The sequence below is a fragment of the Sediminicola luteus genome (assembly GCF_002514735.1).
Classification (GTDB): Bacteria; Bacteroidota; Bacteroidia; order Flavobacteriales; family Flavobacteriaceae; genus HQA918.
The window spans coordinates 1-17878 of the sequence record NZ_NBWU01000004.1 but is presented as its reverse complement, the minus strand read 5'-3'; the positions used below and the strand labels follow the sequence as shown (position 1 = coordinate 17878).

Sequence of the window (17878 nt, the reverse complement as noted above, 5' to 3'; positions counted from 1 at the left end):
ACTAATCCATTATAATTTCGAGATGACCGGTTTCGGTTAATTCCGAATGATCTACGAAATAACCTTTATGGGGTTTCCCTCCTACTTTTATGTTTTTAATATGCTTCCCTTCCCCATTTTTTTCAATGACCAAAGTTTTGGCTTGATAATATTTAGGGTTTAATTGAATGGTGATTTTATCGAAAAATGGTGTGCTTAAGGTATAACTTGGGTCGGCCGGTACCACAGGATAAATGCCCATCATGGAGTAAATGAGCCAGGCCGACATGGTTCCCGTATCATCGTTTCCGGGTAGTCCTGCCGGGGCATTCGTAAAATATTTTCGCACCAATTCCTTGACCTTATCCTGGGTACGCCATTCGTTACCCTTAACAAAATTGTAGAGGTATGGGTAAGCGATGTCGGGTTCATTGGCCATATCGAACTGGTCTTGTTCAAAGACTTTGTTCAATTGATTGACATAGGCTTTTCCGCCCCCCATCATTTTTATGAACTGTTTAGCATCGTGGCTTACCATAAAGGTATACTGCCAGGAGTTACCCTCTATAAAACCCAGGTTTTTAACAAAGTCATTACCGAAGCCAGGGTCAAAAGGTTCGTTCCAGCTTCCATCGTCATTTTTGGGTCGTAATAAATTCAATTTCGGATCGAACAATTTTCTATAGGAAACGGATCGTTTGCTGTATCGTTTAAAATCGTCCTTTTTACCTAACTCTTTAGCCATTTGGGCAATCGCATAGTCGGTTATATTGTATTCTTGAGTGGTGGAAACAGAGCCGCTATTAGTAGTTTTAGTGGTTAAATAGCCTTTGGATAAATAATCTTCGATACCCGGCCGTAACGGATTGTTTTCTATGGTCTCGGCACTTTTAAGCATGGCCTTATATGCCAATTCAGCATCGAAATCGGTAATGCCCCTTAGGTAGGTATCGGTCAGAACGATTCCGGCCGGATCGCCCACCATGGTCGTAGTTTCGGTGGCATTGAGTTCCCATTTAGGTAACCATCCACTTTCCTTGTATATGTCCAGCATGCTTTTGACCATATTCGATTGCTGTTCCGGATAGACCAAAGACATCAGGGAATGTAGATTCCGATAGGTGTCCCAAAACGAAAAGGTGGTATAGCGGGTACCATCGGTCTTCATGGTTTTCCGTTGGGCCATGGACGGATATTCGCCATTACCATCATTCAAGGTATTCGGATGGATCAGGGTATGGTAAAGTGCAGTGTAGAATATGGTTTTGTCTTCTTCGCTTCCGCCTTCAACTTGTATTTTACCTAAAAGTCGGTTCCACTCTTGGTCATTCGTCTTACGGATTTGGTCAAAACTCGCCGTACTGGTCTCCCGCTCTAAATTTTCCCGGGCGTTTTCAATACTGACATATGAAACCCCGATTTTCATTTCTACCGTGGTGGGTTCATCAAAATCATAGGAAAAATACGTACCTATTGAGTCCCCGATTATTTCCTTGCGATACCCTTCGTAGCGTCTTTCCTTGCCGTTATAGCCCATCCATTGGGCTTCTACCCCTTCGTATTTCCTTGGGCGTTTCCAAATTCCGGTTCGTTTGGCGGGTTTGTTGAAACGGGCCACAAAATATACCGGATACGATTCTTCGGGTTTGTAGTAACAAAAGGTACCTACGTTTCTAATCCCTTCGATTTCGGTGTCGGAAACGATTTTTACTAAAGCACCTTCTTCGTTGGTCAAACCAAGACCTAGATTGATCAATACATTAGCTTGACCTGCCGGAAAATGGTATTTACTTACACCGGTACGTGTGGTAGCCGTGGCCTCTACCCTAACGTTGTGTTTATCGAGTTCTACACTATAATAACTCGGATGCGCCTTTTCGTCCGAATAGGTACTGCCGTATTTCAAATAGTCGGTTTCTAGCTCTCCCGTGGTAGGCATGGCCAAAATAACCCCCAGTTCCGGACAGCCCACACCACTTAGGTTAACTTGTGAGAAACCGGTTAAAAAAGTGTTCTCCGCTACATATGGGGTAGACAACCACCGACTGTCTTTTTCCAATTCGCCATTTACCTTACCCGCCGTGTTAAAAGGAGTTACACTGACCATGCCCCTAGGTGCAATGGCCCCCGGATTGGTAGTCCCGAAATTAGATGTACCAATAAACGGATTCACATACTCGGTCAGCGATTTTTCCTGGGCCAAAAGGAAGATGGTCTGAAGGAATATTAGGGTGATGACAATAGTTTTTCGCATCAGTCTCTTTTTTCGTTTGTTAAGGAATACGGTACATCGGTCTCATTTGTCCCGAATGCCGTATTGGGTTCGTTGCCCATGGTAAATTCTAGTTTACCACCGTTTTGGAGGGTCTCGAATTCCAAATAAGTTTTGCCGTAATCAGCTCCGTTCAATTGGGCTTGTAGTATATAGGGATTTTCATCGCTGTTACTGGCAGCATTTATTTCAAATAGATTACCATTGGACAGGTGAATCTTGGCCTTATCGAACAAAGGGCTGCCTATTACATACTGATCAACGCCAGGGGTAACCGGATAGAATCCAAGGGCGCTAAAGACATACCAAGCCGAGGTTTGGCCATTATCTTCGTCGCCGCAATACCCATCGGGAGTGGGTTGATATAACTTCCGTAAAACCTCCCTTACCCGCTTTTGGGTTTTATGCGATGCCCCTGCATAGTTATAGAGATAGAGCATATGCTGAATGGGTTGGTTTCCGTGGGCATAGTTCCCCATATCCACAATCTGCATTTCACGTATTTCATGAATGGTAAAACCATAATATGAATCGTCGAATTTGGGCGGCATTTCGAAGACTTCGTCCAGTTTGGACACAAAGTTTTCTTTCCCTCCCATTAAATTGATAAGCCCTTGGATATCGTGGAAAACAGACCAAGTGTAGTGCATACTATTCCCTTCGGTAAAGGCATCGCCCCATTTTAGAGGATTAAAGGGTGATTGAAAAGTACCATCTTCATTTTTACCCCGCATCCAGCCGGTTTCGGGGTCAAACAGCTTTTTATAATTCAACGATTGTTCGTAGAAACGCTTAGCGGCCTCTGGTTTACCCATTTTTTTAGCCATTTTGGCCAAGTTGAAATCGGCGAAGGCATATTCCAAAGAACGGGCGGCATTTTCGTTGATTTTTACATCATAGGGCACATAACCCAGTTTGTTGTAGTAATCTAAACCTTCCCTGCCAACGGAAGCTTCGGGTCTGCCCGCTTCCACATCCGCATTTTTCATAACGGCTTCCCAGAGCACCTCGGCGTGGGTATCGGCATTTCCTTTCAGATAAGCATCCGCTATGTTAATAGCTGAATTGGAGCCTACCATAACATTCCTATGCCCTGGACTGGCCCATTCTGGCAACCAACCCGATTCGAGATAAGTGTTTGCCAAGCCTTCCATAATCTTTTCGTTCAATTCGGGATACATCATATTGAAAAATGGAAAAACAGCCCTAAAAGTGTCCCAAAAACCGTTATCGGTGAACATATAACCCGGCAGTACTTCGCCATTGTAGGGGCTATAGTGGATAGGTTTCCCTTCGGCATCGAATTCATAGAACATTCGGGGAAACAATAAAACACGATATAGGCAGGAATAAAAGGTTTTGATATCGTCTTGGTTTTTACCAAATACCTCAATACGACCCAATTCTTTGTTCCAAGCTTCTTGGGCTTTTGTTTTGGTTTGATCAAAACTGTCGGTTCCAATTTCATTGTCCAAATTACGTTGGGCCTGTTCCATACTGATGAAAGACGAAGCCACTTTGGCCGTAATTTGCTGATTTTCCTTGGTCTTAAATCCAAGAATGGCTCCCACATGGTCACCTTTACTTTCCTTTTGGCCCGGTAAAAGTTTCCAATTGTCGCCCCAGGTGTCGATTTGGTCAAAATCGGTATCGAATTGAATGACGAAATAGTTGTGGAAATTTTCCGGTACCCCACCATGGTTGTTCCTGTTATATCCGATTACCTGACGTTTTTCAGGGAGTACTTTTACCATGGAGCCCTTATTGAATCCGTCGATAAGAATTTGGGCATCTTCGGATTGCGGAAAAGTAAAACGAAACTGGGCAGCCCTTTCGGTAGGGGTTACTTCGGCGGTCACATCGTAATCGGCCAGATAGACCCTGTAATAATGCGGTTTGGCCACTTCGGCTTTATGCGAGAACCATGAGGCTCTTTCGTCTTCTTGAAACTTGTCGGTTCCGGTCGTTGCCATAAGCGAAAATGCGGCATAATCGTTCAGCCATGGACTAGGTTGATGGGTCTGCTTAATACCACGAATCTTATTTTCATCATATTTATAGGTCCAACCGTCGCCCATTTTCGAAGTCATAGGGGTCCAGAAATTCATTCCCCAGGGCATGGCAATGGCCGGATAGGTGTTACCATTGGAAAGGCTGAATTCGGAGTCGGTACCCATTAAGGTATTTACCAGGGCCACTGGATTTTGCACCACCTCATTTTCAACTGGCATTACGGATGTGCCGGATTGATTTTGACAACCCACCAACATTATTGCCACTACTAGCCACAAATACTTCATAACCGATTAATTTACTTGTATTTCATCAACAAACAACCATACCCCACGACCAGGACGTGGATTTTGTTTCATATTAAAGGCCTTAACCTTAATGTATCTTCCTTGCGTTGGGGTAAAATCTATGTTGAAATCTCGCCTATTGATTTCCGCATTTCTTTCGAATGGCCTACTTATAGTACCTACCCTATCGTAATGTTTTCCATCAGAAGACAGCTGGGCTTCGACTTTAATCGGAAAATAGATGTCCGGACCCTGGTTTTCTAGACAGCCCACACTAATACTTTTGAGTTCCGTTACCTCACCTAAATCAATGACCACTTCCATATCTTGGTCTAGCCACGCCTGCCACTTGCCATCGCCAAAATTAGCGCTACCACGAATTACATCGGTTAGGGTCGTTTCCCCACTTCCGCCATATTTTTCGTGATTAGGGATGATATAGTTTACCGTTTTTCCCACGGCCTTATGGAAAACCACGTCCTTTTCAGTGACTTTGTAAACAGGTTTACCATCTTGGAATACAGCGGCCTTAATTTTCGCGCTTTCGGTAATGTTCAAAGGTCCGTTATAAGGTTTACCCTCATTTTCGATATCCCCATTATTCAAGGCATAGCGGATATTGGAATTTGGGAATTCGGTTTCCAGAGTAATTTGGAGTGCTTTGGAGTCCAAATCTATCGTACTTCCCATTCGAACCAATTGACTGCTCTTGGCATAGTTAAGCCCGGCCGATTCGTAACGGGTAAACATATTCGGTAAACGATTGGAAAAACTAGCCCAGTCTTTTCGGGAAGGTTGAGTCCATACGGCTTCCGATAAAGCGGCCAACCTGGGAAACAACATATACTCGGCATGCGAAGGTGTTGGGATATATTCAGTCCATAAATTCGCTTGCCCCCCTAATACGTGGGCCGCTTCTTCTTCGCTCATTCCCTCGACGACCGGATTAAAGGTATATACTTTACTCAATGGTAAATAACCCCCAATGGCCAGGGGTTCCAATTCTTGTGGACCTTGGTAATAATCGAAATAACAATGCCCGGTCGGGGTCATGATCACATCGTGGCCTTGTTTGGCCGCCTCTACCCCACCCTTGGTACCTCGCCAGCTCATAACCGTAGCGTCCGGGGCCAGGCCCCCTTCAAGGATTTCGTCCCAGCCGATCAGTTTTTTACCTTTTGCATTGATATAACGCTCCATGCGTTTTACAAAATAACTTTGGAGTTCTTCTACATCATGTAGATTTTCGTCCCGCATACGTTTTTTACAATGTGGACAGCTTTCCCAGTTGGTCTTGGTAGCCTCGTCACCACCGATATGGATATATTTGGAAGGGAAAATGGCGACGACTTCATCCAAAACGTCTTCCAAAAACTCAAAGGTGTTTTCTTTTCCTGCACAATAGATATCGGTAATGGGCCAAACCCCACCCGAAGGTACAACAATGGCATTGCCTTTACAGGACAGTTCGGGATATGAGGCAATGGCGCTCATAACATGTGCCGGCATCTCAATTTCGGGAATAACCTCAATATTCAATGATCGGGCATGGGCTACTATTTCTTTTAAATCTTCCTGGGTATAATATCCGCCATATTTTTTTTCGTTATCGGTGGTGGCTTCTTTCCTATCATTCCAATGCCGGTCTTCCCGATTGTTTCGCCAAGCGCCTACTTCAGTGAGTTTTGGGTATTTTTTAATCTCGATACGCCACCCTTGATCATCGATCAGGTGTAAATGCAAGGTGTTCAATTTGTGCATGGCCATGGCGTCCAAGGTTTTCAATACGAAGGCCTTGTCGAAAAAATGCCTTGAAACGTCAAGCATTAGGCCCCGATATTCAAAGCGTGGGGCATCTGATATGGTTACCGAGGGTACGACCCATTTTATCTGATTCCCATCTTTTATCGGATGTAATAATTGGTATAGGGTCTGGGCAGCATGTTGGATTCCTGCCGTGCTCTTGGCCTTTATACTAATCCCTTGTTGACTGACTTGAAGATCGTATCCTTCTTCCGAATTTAAGGTTTCGTCTAAAACCAACTGAATACCGACATCGTTTTGGTTACTTCCAGATTTAAATTCAAGCGCTGTAAGTTCTTTAAGTTTTTGCGCCATATTTTGGGCCAACTGATTCAATGAGGCATCGGAAACGGCTATAATATTGCCCTTGGATAAGGAAAAACTTCCTTGCCCCATATCGATTTGATTGGGCATGGGAATTATGTTGATGTCAGCTGTAGTAAAAGTCTTGTTGTTATCACCGGCACAGGAAATAATCAGAATGCCGGAGACTATAAGGGATATAAGAATAAAAACTTTTTTCATTGGTTAGGGTTTTTTAACAGGTTGGTTGGTACTATACATGGTTTCCCATTTAACAGTGGTATTGGGTTTTTCACCCATAATAAACTCAAGTTCGCCACCTTTAACGATTTCATTATGGGTTAAATACAGCCTTTTCAAAGGCTGGCCGTTTAATCGTATCGATTGGATGTAGGGGGCTTTATCACTATTGTTCAAGACGGTTATCTTAAATATTTTACCGTTGGACAATTTCAAGGATGCTTCTTTAAACAATGGGCTTCCAATGGCATAGACACCTTGGGCCGGATTAACCGGATAAAACCCTAAAGCACTAAAAATATACCAAGAAGACATTTGACCACAATCTTCGTTACCACAATGGCCATTGGGTGCATCTTTGTATTGATCTTTCAAAATAGTACGCACCCATTTTTGGGTCTTCCAGGGCGCATCGGTAAAATTATACAAATAGGCTACGTGATGACTGGGTTCATTACCGTGGGCGTATTGGCCATACATACCCGTGCTAAAAATGGGTAGTTTATCGCCCGGTCTGGGTTCGGTAGTGAACATGGCATCCAGTTGACGTTCCAGCTCTTTAGGTCCGCCCATTTGTTTCCGTAAGCCTTCAATATCGTGCTGAACCGAAAAGAAATATTGCCACGCATTACTTTCACAGAAATAGGGAGTGTATTCGAAAGGGTCGAAAGCTTCAATGAATACACCCTTAGGGTCTTTCGGTCTAAAAAATCCCGTCTCTGGGTCGTATAGATTTCTCCAATTTTCAGACCGGGAGATGAAATAGTTATAATCTTCGTTTTTTCCCAAGGCCTGGGCCAATTGGGCGATACACCAATCGTCATAGGAATATTCCAAGGTTTTGGAAACCGACCAGTTTTCGTGGTGTTCATCAACCGGAATAAAACCCAATTCCATGTAGCTGTCTATTTGCCGTTCTTGTACCATGGCGGAAGCTTTGCAAGCTTCAAAAGCTAGGTTATAATCAACCCCTTGTATTCCTTTAAAATAAGCGTCGATAATAACAGGTACACTATGGTAACCAATCATCATATTGGTCTCGTTGCCCTGCATGGACCATACAGGCAGTAAACCGGTTTCTTTGTAATGGGCAAGCAATGAGTTGATAAAATCAGGTACACGGTCCGTTTGGGTTAAAGTATAAAGTGGATGGGCCGCACGATAGGTATCCCATAATGAAAAAGTATCGTATCGATCAAAACCTTCCGCTTTTTCGACCTTTCCATTGGCGCCCTTGTAATGGCCCTCCGTATCACTCAATAAGGTAGGTGCCAGCATACTTTGGTATAGCATGCTATAGAAAATACGTTTGTTGGTCAGGTTACTATCTACGATATGGATTTTATCCAATTCCATTTCCCATTTTGAGTCGGCTTGGGTGCGATAATCGTCAAAATTAAAATGTGGGGCTTCATTTTCCATAGCCTTACGGGCCCCAGCAATGTTCGAAGTGGCCAAGGCGGTCTTTATGACCAATTCCCCTTCGTAATTCGGATAGTTTAAGACCATGTTTGTTGCAGTACCCTTGGCTGATTCCGTAACTTGGTCTCCATTTTCCATAAGGGTATAGGAGCTGAAGGGTTCTGAAAAACGCATTACGAAATAGACACGTTGGTCTTTGGCCCAACCTGTAGACATTCGATAGCCTTCCAAGGTTTGGTTATCTACCACTTTGATATGGGTATCGGTAGCCTTGTCCCAGTTTAAGGCATAACCCAAGTCAATCCGAATCTGTGATAAGCTATCTTTTGGAAAAGTGTAACGATGTACGCCTACCCTATCCGTAGCAGTCATTTCGGCATTGATGTCGAAATCGAGTAGCTTTACTTGGTAATAGCCCGGGGAGGCACTTTCTTGCTCATGTAAATAACGCGAATACGGTAAACCATTATTTTCGGTAATCCTTTTATTCGATTTTGAATTCAGTGGCATTACCAAGATATCATATAAATCTCCTGCTCCGGTACCTGTTAAATGGGTATGTGAAAAACCACTGATGATGCTATCGGGATAATAATAGCCGGCAATGCGATCCCAGCCCGGAATACCAATATCTGGGCTTAATTGCACCATACCAAAAGGCACGGTAGCCCCGGGATAGGTATTACCTGGCCCATCGGTACCGATAAAGGTGTTTACATAGGAAGTTCGCTTTTCCCTATGCCCTTGCGGTTTTGATGTTTTTTCGTTACATGAGAACAGGAAAAGGTATATGAGCAACGCACCACCCTTTACTAGGGTAAAAAAGGAATGAAGCCATATTTTTTTACTTCTATGCCACATAGGCGCATGCTATTTTGAACTGAATTACCTTTTTATAAACTTACCGGTATGGGTTAATATCAGTGCCCTATTTGTAAATGGGCTTATCGTCGAAAGATTCCAACCGGTTTGGTGGTATTCTATTGAAAATTTAACCTTGTTCCCGTTTATTTCCATTTCGCTTTCAGGCAAGGCTACCTCTTTAGTTAGCCACTCCCTGTTCTTTTTGAAATGATCGCGCTGGGCACGGTAAACGGCATACATTTTCCATTTGATCCAATCGTCTTGCGGAATCACAAAACTGGCTTTCTGCCCCGCTTTTTTGGAGGAGAAATATACATAGCCCCACGTTTCAGGCTGATGCATACTGATTACCCCTTGGGGAGACCAAACCCAGTTGTATTCATGTAATAGGTTTCCATCGTCACCCTTCTTGCGAGCATATCTATTATCATCTAAATCAAAATCCCAATTGACCCTAGAAAAGTTTACGCGCCAAAAGCGGTCTTTAGGTGGGTCGAGATGGAAATAGTTGGTGCGTAATGACTTAAAGGGGATAGCGATTTCGATGGTCCAACCGGTATCTTTATCTTTTGGGTTATTCAGTGTACCTTCAACATTCACGGCAGATTTTATGCCTAATGCTTCCCATTCGTTGAGTGTTTCGTTGCCTTGGTCCCTATAGGGTTTAACCACAAAAAGGTCCCAAAGGGTGTTCAAAGCATTGAACTCAAGCTCATAGTAGCCATGGGTATTTCCATTAGGGTCAATAAACACCTCAAAGTCGTTGTTATGGAACATGATGGCGTCATGATCTTTTAATGTAGCCCAAACATGAGGTTCTTCAATCTTGGCAAAAATGTAATAGTAGTTATCGTCCCACAGCATTTTAACCTTGGTGTCGTAGGTAGGGGTTTTAACGCCTTCAATATCGATAAAAGAGTCCGACCAATCTACCTTGCCCCAAGCCCGGTCGTTGTCCATACCATCAACAACAATCGGGGTTTTGGTATAATAGGCAATATGGGTACGCGGGGGTTCTTGTGCCTGGGCACCTATTAGAACGGCAAAGAAGAGGATCCAAGTCCATTTCATCTTAAAGGCTGTTTTGTTTGGTGAATGCGATAATCTCTGAGATATGGCCAAATGCCAAAGCTACCGAGGTGTCTGCGGCCCCGTAATACACGGCAATACGATCTTTTTCAAAATCGTGTAAGGCTGCACATGGGAATACCACATTAGGTACATCGCCAATCATCTCGTAATCTACCGCAGGACCTAATAAATAAGGTTGGGTCCTAAATAACACTTTATCCGGATTTACTAAATCCAATAAAGCGGATCCCATGGCATAGCGGAAGCCATTACAAGTGTTTATTACGCCATGATAGATCATTAACCAGCCTTCTTCGGTCTCTATAGGGATTGGGCCTGCACCTATTTTGGTACATTGCCAGGCACTATCTTCGAAGGGTGAAGGTTTCATCACACAACGGTGTTCGCCCCAATATTTCATATCTGGGCTATAGCTTACCCAAATATCCCCGAAAGGGGTGTGCCCATTATCACTGGGACGGCTTAGCATGGCATATTTGCCGTTAATTTTTCGAGGGAACAATACCCCATTCCTGTTGAATGGTAAGAACGCATTTTCACATTGAAAAAACTCTTGGAAATCGTAGGTGTATCCGATTCCAATCGATGGGCCATGATAGCCATTACACCAGGTAATCCAGTATCGGTCCTCTATAAAAACCACCCTGGGGTCGTATTTATAATCCGAGTGGATCATTTGGGTGTTACCGGCTTGCATGGCAATGGGATTGTGTTCAATATCCCAATGCACGGCATCTTTACTAAAGCCGGCAAAAATATTCATTTGCACCGCTTTATTATCGCAGCGGAATACTCCCGCATATCCGTCTTTAAAAGGAACAACAGCACTATTGAAAATGCTGTTGGACGTGGGAATGTCGTAACGACCGATTATGGGGTTTTGATCGAATCGCCACATTATATCATGGTTTCCTTCTGGCCTATCTTGCCATGGAATGTCGGTTTTCATGGAATCTTGCTTCATCTTCGTATTTGGAACTTAAATTTTAATCCGTAATCTTTCTGGTCTTATCCAACCATGTATATTTTAAAATAATGGTGGTTATCAGGAATACCGTTAACGATATCCACATTTTGGGGTAATCCCGGATAAGTAAGTAAATAGGTAGTACGATCATACTAGATTGCCAGATCATACCAATACCACAATTCATCATATCGTTCCAGAACCCTTTGTTTTCGGTAAAATCAGGGTTTTCCGCCCTAAGGGCCTGGGCCACGGGTTTCCAGAAGCCCCAAGGCCTTACGCTCCCGTAAAACTCCTTTAATACCCCCATGTCAGTGGGTTTACTCAAATAGGTGCCCAAAATAGAGCCCAACATGGAAACCCCAAAAATGATAGGGAAAAGATAAATCGCATGGATGTGCGATAGCTCATACAACCAAGTATCGGGCTCAAAACTAGACTTATTACTGTCCATAATAAATTGCAATGTTGCCACAATCAATCCGGCTAACATACCCCAGAAATAGCCCCATCCATTAAAGCGCCACCATACCCATTTTAAGAAATTGGCCGCTACATAGCCTCCCATTAAGGAACTTGTTATCCAAAGGGTAATGGTGTTGATCGAATCGGTAAAAAAGCCCATGACCACCCCGAGGAACACTACCGCAAACGAAGCGATATGGCTAGCTTTAATATAATGTTTAGGTTCGGCTTTCGGTTTATAATATTTTTTATAGATATCGTTAACGATATAGGCGGGTCCTGAGTTAACAAAAGCAGAAAAGGTGGACATGAATGCAGCCAATAATCCAGCAAGCAACAAACCTTTGACACCTACAGGAACATGAAAATTGATTACTTGGGCCAATAAGGTTTCGAGGTAACTGAAATCTAGGCCTTCATAGGAATTTAATTGAGGGGCCAAATACACCAAACCAAGTACCACGATTCCGCCTATCAATAAATAACGCGGTATGAACAATATCAAATTCGTAAAGCCACTCATATAGGCCGCTTCCTTAACCGATTTGGTGGAAAGGATCCGTTGCAGGTCATAACTAGGTGTAGGACCGGCCACACTGGCGAAAAAACCTTTGAACAAAGACATACCGATCAAGGCCCCGAACATTTTGTAACCCTGTTCGTCTATTAGTTTGTTGAAGGCGTCATATTTCCCTTCCCAATGGGTGTTGAGCTCCCAACTAAAAAAGAGGTTTTTCCACTCATCGGAAATCACTTGCTCTATTTGGATATCGGAAATATGGATAAAGGTATACCCGGCGACCAAAATCCCTGCAATAACCATGATACCGTATTGTAAAACTTCAGTGGCCACCACAGAGAACATACCTCCTTTAATGGTATAGATGGTGGTCAAAAGAATCAATAAGAGGGCATAGGATTGCTCGGAGGTAAATATGGTAGCCTCCCCAATTGCGAAAGTAAAATCCCATGGTAAGATTATGGTCATAAACTTTCCTACGCCTTCAAAGAAATACGCAATGAACCCAATTACTGAAACCACCGCAAAAATGGCTACGATCAAATGGGAGGCCCTTCCTGCCCTATCGTCGCCAAAACGGGTGGTTATCCATTCGGAACCGGTCATAATGTTTGACCTTCTTATCCAAACAGCCAAAAAGATCATGATGAAAATCTGGTTCCATATCGGCCACATCCACATCCACATAAAACTCTTTACACCATACAAAAACAACAGGGCCACCATCCATGCCGTACCAGATACATCGAACATTCCGGAACCGTTGCTCAATCCCAAGAAATACCATTTGATGTCATTCCCTCCCAAGAAATAAGATTTTAATCCTTTTGAAGCTTTTTTGGAAACCCAAATCCCTACGGCGAGGGTTAAAATAACATAAATGGCAATTATGGCTATATCTATACTGTGCATTTGTAGTATTTGTTATAAAGCGTTATTGCCCCAATCTCTATTAGGTTTGGGGCCCATTTGAAAAACCAATTCCCCTCCATTCACAACTTCTTGGTGGGTAATATAGGTACGATTTAATGGTTTTCCATTTAGTTTTGCCGATTGAATGTAAATATTGTCATTATTTACATCATTGGCCCTTATTTCAAAATAGTTTTTATCGCCTACCTTGACCTTGGCTACTGGGAACAAGGGACTTCCGATTTCATAAGTCGTAGAGGAAGGGTTAAGCGGATATATGCCTAGGGCACTAAAAATATACCAAGCCGACATTTGACCACAGTCTTCATTACCGCTTAGCCCATCGGGGGTATTTTGGTATTGGCTTCTTAAGATTTGATTTACCCAGTATTGCGTTCGCCAAGGTTTTCCCGCTTTATTGAACATATAAGCAATATGGTGACTGGGTTCGTTTCCATGGGCATATTGCCCAATCAGTCCCGAAATATCAACGGATACATTATCACCAGTTATTTCGGAGTCTTCGGTAAATAGTTGTTCCAGTTTATTCGTAAACATCTCCGGACCACCATGTAGTGAAATTAAGTTTTCCACATCATGTGGTACGAACCAACTATGCTGCCAGGCATTACCTTCGGTATAATCGGCATGTACCCTATGGGCCGAAAATTTTGGGTCGAATGGAATACGCCAAGTTTTTCCATCTAGAGATTTGGCCCGCATAAAACCAGTTTTCGTATCGAACAATTTTTGGTAGGCTTGTGCCCGGTTGCCAAAATATGCGGCGTCTTCAGTTTTTCCTAATTTTTTAGCGACCTGGGCAAAACACCAATCGTCATAGGCCAATTCCAAAGTAATGGTAACCGACTCGTCCATAGACTCGAATGGAATGTAGCCGTACTCGTCATAAGGTCCTAAACCCCTGGCGGTTCCTGTCATGGTATTTTTCATGGCCTCATAGGCTAATTCGGCATCAATGCCTTCGACATCCTTTAAAATGGCCTCCGCTATTACAGGAACCCCGTGATAACCGGTCATCGTATTGGTCTCGTTACCATATAGGGTCCAAACCGGTAAAGTCTTATTCACTTGGTAATAGGCCAACATAGAGTTGGCAATGTCGGCTAACCTTTTTGGGTGCAAAAGACCCAATAACGGTTTTTCAGCCCTAAAGGTATCCCATAAAGAAAGTGTCGAATACGCATTTCCCCAATGGGCCTTGGTAATGGTGTCGTTTTCTAAGCGGAATTCTGAATTTACATCGGAAAATAAAGTGGGAGCCAAATGTGAATGGTAAAGTGCCGAATAAAAGATGGTTTTATCATCTTCCGATTCGCTTTCCAATTGTATCTGTTCCAAATGATCGTTCCAATTCCCAATAGCCGCATTTTTAGTGGCCTTGAAATTGAAATTATTGGATTCGCTGGCCAAATTGGCCAAGGCATTGGCCTCACTAACCGAAGATACCGCTACCCTAACCTTCAATTGTCTTTTCTTTAAACTGTTGAAAAACAATTGTACCGCGGTATGGTTCCCCATCGTTTCAGAAACCCCTTCGAGCATTTTGCCCTCGTTCCATAAGTCATATCCCGCAATGGATTTGGAAAACTTAATGGCATAGAACAATTTTTGGTTTTTGGCCCAACCTGTAGAATGTCTATGGCCTACTACGGTATACTTATCCTTTAATCTGATTTTTGTCGAGGTCGGGCTATCCCAATTGATGGAGAAACCAAGATCCATTACAACGGACTGCATTTGATCTTCGGTAAAGGTGTATTTATGTAGACCGGTTCGTTTACCTGCGGTAAGTTCAACGTCTATACCGAAATCTTCCAAACGTACCTTGTAATAGCCCGGACTTGCCTGCTCGGTCTCATGGGAAAACCTAGACACGTAATCCAAACTATCCCGATTGTTTGCCAGATTCGATAAATCTACATTTCGGTTTACCGGAGATATTCGAATATCGTATAAATCACCAATACCGGTTCCGCTTAAATGCAAATGACTAAAACCTGCAATTATTGAGTCTGTAAAATGATAACCAGAACACCAATCCCATGCCGCCGTTCCATTATCCGGACTTAATTGGATCATACCAAACGGAACTGTGGCCCCTGGGTAGGTATGACCATGCCCTCCGGTACCGATAAACGGATCTACCCAAGACATAACATCGGTTTGCAAAGAACCTTTGGTAGTGTTTTGGTCATTTTTATTTGGAGAACAGCCTAGTAAGACTAAAAACAGCCCAAATAAGATATAATTAAAGCGTTCTGACATTAATCGGATTTAGTAGTGTTGGTCGGTTAAATATGGTTTGGAAGAATGAATATTTATATTTTTGGAGTCTTTGCTAACAAAATTAGACCAACAGCTGCTTTTGAATGCTAAATGAATGTGGGTCGAGAATAGCCTATGAACGACACAAAAAATAGATTATCACTAACTTCAGAATATCAAAGTGGTATTACATTAAAACATCATATCATATTCTGGAGCATCTATTTCCTTTTTAACACCTTGAGATGGGGTAGTTATTTCCATGATTACGTGTATTCTTTTAAAAGTAATTTGATTGGATTTCCTATTCATATGACGTTATGTTACCTGAATATTTATGTGTTAATGCCACTTTTTGTGTATAAGCGCAAATATTGGACGTATACATTTTTGGTGATTACCAGTTTAATTGTAATGCTCTATGTTAAGTATTTCTTGTATTATTATTTGGTAAACACCAACGTATGGCCAGAAGGGCCAGAGGTAATCGAATCTATCACTTTCAATTATGCCATGGATATGATGATTGGGGAATTGTATGTGATAACCTTTGCAACAGCCATAAAACTTACCTTCGACTGGATTAAAGAGAACAAACGTTTGGCGGATTTAGAAAAATTACAACTAGAAACAGAATTAAGGTTCTTACGTACCCAAGTTTCACCACATTTTTTCTTCAATACGTTAAACAACATTTATTCTTTGGCGCTTGAAAAATCGCCCAAGGCACCGAAAACCATTTTAAAATTGTCCGAGTTAATGCGGTATTTGTTGTATCAAACCAAAGAAAAACGACAGTCGTTGGTGAATGAAGTTGTTTGTATACAGAATTATCTTGACTTGGAACGGATTCGTTATGGCGATTCTTTGGTTGTAAATATGGATATATCTGGAGATATACGAAATAAATCGATTGCACCTATGTTATTGTTATCCTTTATAGAAAATGCATTTAAGCACGGAGCCGACAAAAACGTTGAGGATATAGAAATTAATATAGAGTTTAAGATTATTGAAGATTTTCTTTACTTTAGGGTTTCCAACCCTATTCCTTCCGATACAAGTAAGAAGAAAATCAAAAAGGAAATCGGTGGTATTGGGATCCCAAATGCAAAGAAAAGATTGGCTTTGGGCTACGAAGAAGATGAGTACGAATTATCCATAAAGGATGAAGGTCAGCTATATGTGGTTGAGCTTAAATTAAAAGTATAAGATGAACCGGATTAAATGTGTAATCGTAGATGACGAACCCTTAGCGGTTAATGTGCTTAAGAATTATTCTGAGCAAATAGAGGGCCTAGAGGTTGTCGAAACCTTTAATAATGCCCTAAAAGCCCTTGATTATTTGCGACAAAATCAACCCGATTTGTTGTTTTTGGATATTAATATGGCGGTGTTGGACGGCCTTAGCCTACTGCGAAGTTTAGATAACAAACCCTTAGTTGTAATAACTACGGCCCATGAAGAATTTGCGGTAGAAAGTTATGAGCTGGAAGTACTGGATTATTTGGTTAAACCCATTTCGTTACCCCGTTTTATAATGGCCACCAATCGGGTTTTTAAATTAAAGAATCTTCAGTTTCAGAATACCCATGAACACAATGAAAGGGCCTATATTTTTGTGAAAGTTGACAAAAAGAAACTTAAGAAGGTGTATTTAGATGAAATTCTTGTTGTGGAGAGTTTAAAGGATTATATCAAGATCAACACCGAAAACGACAAACATATCATACACCAAACCCTAGGTAGCTTTACCGATAGTTTGCCTTCCGATAAATTTATACGAATTCATAGATCATTTACCATTGCTATGGATAAAGTGGAAACGGTAGAAGGGAATAGTGTGGAAATAGGTGCCATTCGGTACCCCATAGGCCGAAGTTATGTTGCCGATGTAAAACAGGCCATTTTAAGGGATAATATCGGTTTGTACTAAAAAAAATAATGGCGTTGTATTTAAAAGCCTTCCCTCGGGAAGGTTTTTTTATGGCTTATTACTACCATTTATTATATACTTGTAAGTTATTGGGCTCGACTAAAGTATGTTGTGTTTTGCTACAATGACAGGCATTAAAAATTGTTCCGCGTAATAATTACGGATTTAACTCAACCCACTAGCCTTTTTAAGGTGTCATAAATTATAGATTATTGCTATAAGAAAACAACATTAGTAAAGGGGTCAGAAAAAAAGCAAACTTCATAAATCATCTTGTTCTATCTGCGATAAGACGATAAAGCGTGTTTAGACTTACACCTTTGTTTGGAATATTTCTGAGGGAAAGACCTTTTGTAATATTGGCCCATAAAAAAACCCCCAACGTTAGTCGGGGGTTTCAAAGAAAGGCGGCGACCTACTCTTCCACTTGGTGTAGCAGTACCATCGGCGCTGGTGGGCTTAACTTCCCTGTTCGGTATGGAAAGGGGTGGGCCCCACCGCAATGGCCACCTTAGGC

General features: G+C 42.2%; 10 protein-coding genes and 1 rRNA gene. 2 read left to right on the top strand and 9 right to left on the bottom strand.

The window, feature by feature from the left end:
* Position 1 precedes the first annotated feature (1 nt).
* Genes B7P33_RS12395 through B7P33_RS12360 form a run of 8 tightly spaced genes read right to left on the bottom strand, consistent with a single transcriptional unit; the run spans position 2 to position 15425 of the window.
* On the bottom strand, positions 2-2233 hold the full coding sequence (locus B7P33_RS12395) for a GH92 family glycosyl hydrolase (protein ID WP_097442345.1): 2232 nt from the start codon (positions 2231-2233) through the stop codon (positions 2-4).
* Positions 2233-4551 carry a GH92 family glycosyl hydrolase gene (locus tag B7P33_RS12390; RefSeq protein WP_097442344.1) on the bottom strand — a complete coding sequence of 773 codons (2319 nt, stop codon included), beginning with the start codon at positions 4549-4551 and terminating at the stop codon, positions 2233-2235. The genes B7P33_RS12395 and B7P33_RS12390 overlap by 1 nt, the downstream gene beginning before the upstream one ends.
* 6 nt (positions 4552-4557) lie before the next feature.
* Positions 4558-6879, bottom strand: coding sequence for a glycoside hydrolase family 20 protein (locus B7P33_RS12385; RefSeq protein ID WP_097442343.1), 2322 nt, complete (start codon positions 6877-6879; stop codon positions 4558-4560).
* Between the two features lie 3 nt (positions 6880-6882).
* A complete protein-coding gene (locus tag B7P33_RS12380; RefSeq protein WP_097442342.1) occupies positions 6883-9180 on the bottom strand; it encodes a GH92 family glycosyl hydrolase in 2298 nt (765 codons plus the stop codon).
* A 24-nt stretch (positions 9181-9204) separates the two neighbouring features.
* Positions 9205-10254 carry a carbohydrate-binding family 9-like protein gene (locus B7P33_RS12375; RefSeq protein ID WP_097442341.1) on the bottom strand — a complete coding sequence of 350 codons (1050 nt, stop codon included), beginning with the start codon at positions 10252-10254 and terminating at the stop codon, positions 9205-9207.
* Between the two features lies 1 nt (position 10255).
* Complete coding sequence (locus B7P33_RS12370) at positions 10256-11224, bottom strand: glycoside hydrolase family 130 protein (RefSeq protein ID WP_097442952.1); 969 nt, start codon at positions 11222-11224, stop codon at positions 10256-10258.
* A 37-nt stretch (positions 11225-11261) separates the two neighbouring features.
* Entirely contained in the window at positions 11262-13139 is a 1878-nt protein-coding gene (locus tag B7P33_RS12365; protein ID WP_097442340.1) for a sodium:solute symporter family protein, read from the bottom strand.
* A 12-nt stretch (positions 13140-13151) separates the two neighbouring features.
* The gene (locus tag B7P33_RS12360) at positions 13152-15425 is read right to left on the bottom strand and encodes a GH92 family glycosyl hydrolase (protein WP_097442339.1); all 2274 of its coding nucleotides are present in this window, start codon (positions 15423-15425) and stop codon (positions 13152-13154) included.
* 312 nt (positions 15426-15737) lie between these two features.
* On the opposite strand from B7P33_RS12360, the gene B7P33_RS12355 reads away from it, so the two are divergent.
* Positions 15738-16637, top strand: coding sequence for a sensor histidine kinase (locus B7P33_RS12355; RefSeq protein ID WP_245871788.1), 900 nt, complete (start codon positions 15738-15740; stop codon positions 16635-16637).
* A 1-nt stretch (position 16638) separates the two neighbouring features.
* Positions 16639-17361 carry a LytR/AlgR family response regulator transcription factor gene (locus B7P33_RS12350; RefSeq protein WP_097442337.1) on the top strand — a complete coding sequence of 241 codons (723 nt, stop codon included), beginning with the start codon at positions 16639-16641 and terminating at the stop codon, positions 17359-17361.
* A gap of 402 nt (positions 17362-17763) precedes the next feature.
* On the opposite strand, the gene rrf is transcribed toward B7P33_RS12350, so the two are convergent.
* Positions 17764-17875 (bottom strand): 5S ribosomal RNA (gene rrf, locus B7P33_RS12345).
* Positions 17876-17878: the final 3 nt, after the last annotated feature.

Coding starts and splice junctions, on each gene's coding strand:
- B7P33_RS12395 (WP_097442345.1), bottom strand. CDS start 2,233: ATGCGAAAAACTATTGTCATCACCCTAATATTCCTTCAGACCATCTTC.
- B7P33_RS12390 (WP_097442344.1), bottom strand. CDS start 4,551: ATGAAGTATTTGTGGCTAGTAGTGGCAATAATGTTGGTGGGTTGTCAA.
- B7P33_RS12385 (WP_097442343.1), bottom strand. CDS start 6,879: ATGAAAAAAGTTTTTATTCTTATATCCCTTATAGTCTCCGGCATTCTG.
- B7P33_RS12380 (WP_097442342.1), bottom strand. CDS start 9,180: ATGTGGCATAGAAGTAAAAAAATATGGCTTCATTCCTTTTTTACCCTA.
- B7P33_RS12375 (WP_097442341.1), bottom strand. CDS start 10,254: ATGAAATGGACTTGGATCCTCTTCTTTGCCGTTCTAATAGGTGCCCAG.
- B7P33_RS12370 (WP_097442952.1), bottom strand. CDS start 11,224: ATGAAAACCGACATTCCATGGCAAGATAGGCCAGAAGGAAACCATGAT.
- B7P33_RS12365 (WP_097442340.1), bottom strand. CDS start 13,139: ATGCACAGTATAGATATAGCCATAATTGCCATTTATGTTATTTTAACC.
- B7P33_RS12360 (WP_097442339.1), bottom strand. CDS start 15,425: ATGTCAGAACGCTTTAATTATATCTTATTTGGGCTGTTTTTAGTCTTA.
- B7P33_RS12355 (WP_245871788.1), top strand. CDS start 15,738: ATGACGTTATGTTACCTGAATATTTATGTGTTAATGCCACTTTTTGTG.
- B7P33_RS12350 (WP_097442337.1), top strand. CDS start 16,639: ATGAACCGGATTAAATGTGTAATCGTAGATGACGAACCCTTAGCGGTT.